A 4,084-nucleotide genomic window follows, 5' to 3' on the forward strand; every position below is an offset into this window, starting at 1 on the left:
CAATGCCGATCAGGTTTGCTTGCCGGGTATTACCGTCGAACAGGGCGCACTGGGCGAAATCCTCGTTAACTTGGCGACAGAAATGGTGAGCCTCCATTTGATGCGCCGGATCGTCCTTGGCAACATGGGGTTAATTAACCCCAAATTCAAAAATTAGGGATATCACTTCGCCCCATGCGGAATTCAACAAACCTGTTGCCGACTTATAAAAATCATGCTCGCTCGGAAAATCAATTATCAATTTAAAATTCCTTTGGTCGGATAGTTTCGTTATCACGTAATATAAACGACATCATTGTCTTATAAAAAATCTTAGGCTGTACGGGGTTGCAAACCCGCCCGGCTTGGGGATGTAACAGTAGAACCCACTCTCTCTTTAGGAAAGAACAACACCACCGGCATGAAGTCTTGCAGTTGAATCATTGCCGAACGTCCAACCGACAAGCATAACCACTTTTAGTGTCAAGGCATCATCAATATATTTAGCTTCCTCATGTGTAATCATGACAATACGTCGATGTTTCTTAATCATATCTGCAACTTCAATTACTGATGAACCATTGTCGTACTTTTTATTGCGTGACAGACCGCTTCTGGCCGAGTGCTGCTATTCGCAAAAGTCAGTACCCGGCCAAAAAGAGACGATTCAGAACTTTTGGAGAATGACTTGTGCGAGTCAAAAAGCTGCCCCTCAACCGAGAGTTAGCATTTATTGACATTCTAACGGTTTTTATCGTTACCCAAAACAATTTGACATAACACCCGTTCTGCGTGTCTTTGATTGCCTGGTTCATTCCAGGGCCAATGTTGAAGTCTGTTTTGACAATATGTAGCTTATAGGCTACATTAATCACATGATCGATATGAAAAAAACCGATGTTTTTGCCCAATGGCTGGATGAACTACGTGACATTCGAGCGCGTGCGCGAGTCCAAGCCAGAATTGAACGGCTGGCCGCCGGCAATCCAGGAGACGTGAAGCCTGTTGGAGAGGGTGTATCGGAAATGCGAATCGACTATGGACCCGGTTATCGGGTGTATTTCACGCGGCGTGGCAACAAAGTCGTAATTCTGTTAGCTGGTGGAGATAAGAGCACTCAGGATACCGACATCAAAACCGCCCAGGGGCTTGCCCGTAATCTGTAGGAAAACACGATGACAAAAACCATAACCAGCCGCTACGATGTAGCAGAGCACTTGAGAACAACAGAAGAAATGGCGGCTTATCTGGACGCCTGTATTGAGGAAGCAGACGGTGACGCGGCCTTTATAGCCAAGGCGATTGGCGATATTGCCCGTGCGCGCGGTATGTCACAGATCGCCCGCGATACCGGCCTTTCCCGCGAAAGCCTGTATCGGTCGCTAGACGGGGAACACATCCCCAGTTTCGATACGATCCTCAAAGTGACAAAGGCGCTAGGGATTCATCTACATGCGGAGGCGATTGCTGGGTGCCACAATTAGTGAAAAGCGCAATGTTGATCAGTAAGCTATTTTTCAATTTTAGTGGCACACGGAATCTGTTGCTTTGTCATACATAATGAAGAAATATCGGAATCTGTGACGCTAATAGGACCAGCGGGGGCATTTGAACATGAAATTACGGTTTCGATTCAAATTTGTTCATTATCAATAAGATACCGTATTAGAGCTGGCACATAAAACAACGAAAATATTGTTTCTCATGGAAGCATAAGTCTTTGTTTTTAATAAATCGCCTTGTCTCATTTACTCAAATCGTATGTTTCTGTGTAAATGCTCCCGCTAGTCCTATTAGAGTGGCTTCAGACATCACATTACTGTTAATGCCTGCACTCTTAGGCTACTGCCGGAGGAACGGCAGGTTTAGTCATGATTACTCAGGCCAAACAATTCTTATACGACTTCACGTCGCACCACGAACGACCCCTTACGGTCGGCCTTCCTGGTTCAAAAAAGACTTTTCGGGAGCCGATATAAACCTGTCCCATTTTCCGGTCGGTAATTTTGCAAGTGGATCAATAACTTTTAGTTAATAGAAAGCATAACTAACCCATTGATTTAACAAAAAAATGGGAAAATTACGCGGTTTTGGGCTTAGAACCCCTATATCCAACAAAATGCTGATCCAATTTGGCTTTATCAAAACGGCATGTGGGAATACATAAGGGACGAGGGGGAAAAGCACGAAGCCGATGCTGAGGACATGGATAAACTGTAATGCTATTTTTTAAAATGGGCAAATTTTCCCAACTGTTCGACAAGCCGAAAACCGATGAATTGAATGTCTCAGCCAAGTAATAAAAACGATCAAGCAAAGCTTCTGGACAAGAGCTTTTCTTGTTGTTGCGCGCAAACTATCGAACAACACCGGCAAAATTTAAACGACATCGTTGAGTCGCACCTTAACGAGGCAAAAAATCGTGTCACGCCAGTCTATTTGAAGAATTTTTCTTCGCCGAGCGTTGTTTTAAGTCGCCATTGGCGACACCGAGGCGATATTCCCAAGGAGTTAGCTACACTGCCTCGTTCTGCTTGGGGCTTTATCAAATCAGCAGCCACACGTAAGAAAAATCAACCGGATAAACAACTCAATTCTATTTCTTTATCGGGTAAGCAACTTGAATTATATACCGCGATTGAAGTCGAGTTGCTTGATTTACGCGGCTTGGACAAAAAGCTTCAGGATTATGTCGCTCAGTATCAAGCCAATTTCGATGCCAAATTGAGTGATTTACTTAACGGACTTCCAATAAATCAGCGTGAGGAAGTTGAGAGACAACTCTCCCATCATATTGAACGAATGTCTCTTCCTGTTGAAGGTTCACGAGAAGCTTTGATGTTTTTATTGACCGGCTTAATGGGTAAAGGTCTGGGAGCCAGTGGCTTTGGAAGTAGCCTTGCCACAGGTCAAGCCGCTGCAACAGCGATTTATACTAGCAATCTATCCTGGTGGGGCAGTCTATGGGTGAGTCTAACCGGAGTTCCTGCTTGGGTAGGTTTGGTTGGAGCGACAAGCGGATTAATGGCAACACTAATAATCGCGCCTTTTTTCGCACCTTTGCTAGAAGTTGGAGTCAATCGATTTAGAGGCAAAAAAATGTTACTTGAAATCATTGAGCATGTGAGGACGCGTGTCATCAAACCGCCAAGCGATGCGGTGGATGTTTTAGGAAAGCTTGCTGTCTATCTGCAATTGCTTCCTGATATTATTCGTTTTGCGGCTAAGATCAAGCCATAATTGATGTAGTGTAAATCCTTTTCTAGCCAAAAAATTTAGCGACAGGATACGGCTTATCTTATGCTCTATTGAGTAGCCAAATAAATCAACTGTCAATTCAAAGGGCATTAATTCCGTTATTAAATATTGAGTCGCCGGTTTAACTGAAAATGTTTATCAACACCGGATATTTATAATAATTACCCTATATGGCTATGGGTAAGGATTGCTTCGTAGATGGATAGTAGTGGCCTGCAATACTCATCACACCTACATTCATACTGTTTTGACTGCATAGAATGGGGTCGACGCACGAAACGGAATATAAACCCCGTTAAGGTTATTTTTTACCATCACCTCGAAAAGGTAAAAATTTGCAACAATGCTTAGCATCGTATCATCGGCGAAATAGCTTAATGCATAGATACTCAACCTTTATTACATCCATGCGGAATAAGCCAAGAAGCTGATGGTTTGTCGTGCTTGGCATAATCAGAAACTGGAATCTTTTCGCTTGTTACTCGCTCAATCTCATCCACTGATACCAAATAATTATCCAAGTGTTTTCGTGTAGCATCTTGCGTGTTCGGAACAATCCAAGCAATTGCACGTTCATCTGAACCTGTTCCGCGAATAACCACCTTCCAATAAGCATCTGGTGTTTTTACGCCATGTGACTCCACAAAGTAATCATCTGCCGGATTATTGCCCCAGATTACGCCGCCAATGACCAGCAATTCATCAATGTCTCGATAGCACTAGGCTGTCGAAATACAGCAACTTTGAATGTATTTTGATTTCCCGACTTATGGATTGATTCGAGTGGGTTTTAAAGTTGAATGGATTGCATTAAAATGAACATTAAAACAACGCACTCGTTCAATTA

General features: G+C 43.3%; 5 protein-coding genes and 1 pseudogene. 3 read left to right on the plus strand and 3 right to left on the minus strand.

Translation table 11 applies throughout. From position 1 onward, the window contains the following. Together RW114_RS20075 and RW114_RS20080 are read right to left on the minus strand one after the other, a co-directional pair. Window positions 1–115, minus strand: a pseudogene (locus tag RW114_RS20075) (DUF1264 domain-containing protein); the annotation flags it as partial. Between the two features lie 261 nt (window positions 116–376). Further along, window positions 377–532, minus strand: a complete 156-nt coding sequence (locus RW114_RS20080) for a hypothetical protein (protein WP_340124510.1) — start codon at window positions 530–532, stop codon at window positions 377–379. 331 nt (window positions 533–863) lie between these two features. Between RW114_RS20080 and RW114_RS20085 the strand changes: the two genes are divergently transcribed. From RW114_RS20085 to RW114_RS20095, 3 genes are all read left to right on the plus strand, one after another. Beyond that, entirely contained in the window at window positions 864–1,145 is a 282-nt protein-coding gene (locus tag RW114_RS20085) for a type II toxin-antitoxin system RelE/ParE family toxin (protein ID WP_479687045.1), read from the plus strand. Between the two features lie 9 nt (window positions 1,146–1,154). Then, on the plus strand, window positions 1,155–1,463 hold the full coding sequence (locus tag RW114_RS20090) for an addiction module antidote protein (RefSeq protein ID WP_340124512.1): 309 nt from the start codon (window positions 1,155–1,157) through the stop codon (window positions 1,461–1,463). 799 nt (window positions 1,464–2,262) lie between these two features. Beyond that, the gene (locus RW114_RS20095) at window positions 2,263–3,219 is read left to right on the plus strand and encodes a hypothetical protein (RefSeq protein WP_340124513.1); all 957 of its coding nucleotides are present in this window, start codon (window positions 2,263–2,265) and stop codon (window positions 3,217–3,219) included. A 407-nt stretch (window positions 3,220–3,626) separates the two neighbouring features. Here RW114_RS20095 and RW114_RS20100 read toward each other — a convergent pair whose 3' ends face one another. Further along, entirely contained in the window at window positions 3,627–3,935 is a 309-nt protein-coding gene (locus RW114_RS20100; RefSeq protein ID WP_340124514.1) for a DNA/RNA non-specific endonuclease, read from the minus strand. Window positions 3,936–4,084 lie beyond the last annotated feature (149 nt).

This window comes from Methylobacter svalbardensis (genome assembly GCF_037671525.1).
Classification (GTDB): domain Bacteria; phylum Pseudomonadota; class Gammaproteobacteria; order Methylococcales; family Methylomonadaceae; genus Methylobacter_A; species Methylobacter_A svalbardensis.

Coding starts and splice junctions, on each gene's coding strand:
- RW114_RS20080 (WP_340124510.1), bottom strand. CDS start 532: ATGATTAAGAAACATCGACGTATTGTCATGATTACACATGAGGAAGCT.
- RW114_RS20085 (WP_479687045.1), top strand. CDS start 864: ATGAAAAAAACCGATGTTTTTGCCCAATGGCTGGATGAACTACGTGAC.
- RW114_RS20090 (WP_340124512.1), top strand. CDS start 1,155: ATGACAAAAACCATAACCAGCCGCTACGATGTAGCAGAGCACTTGAGA.
- RW114_RS20095 (WP_340124513.1), top strand. CDS start 2,263: ATGTCTCAGCCAAGTAATAAAAACGATCAAGCAAAGCTTCTGGACAAG.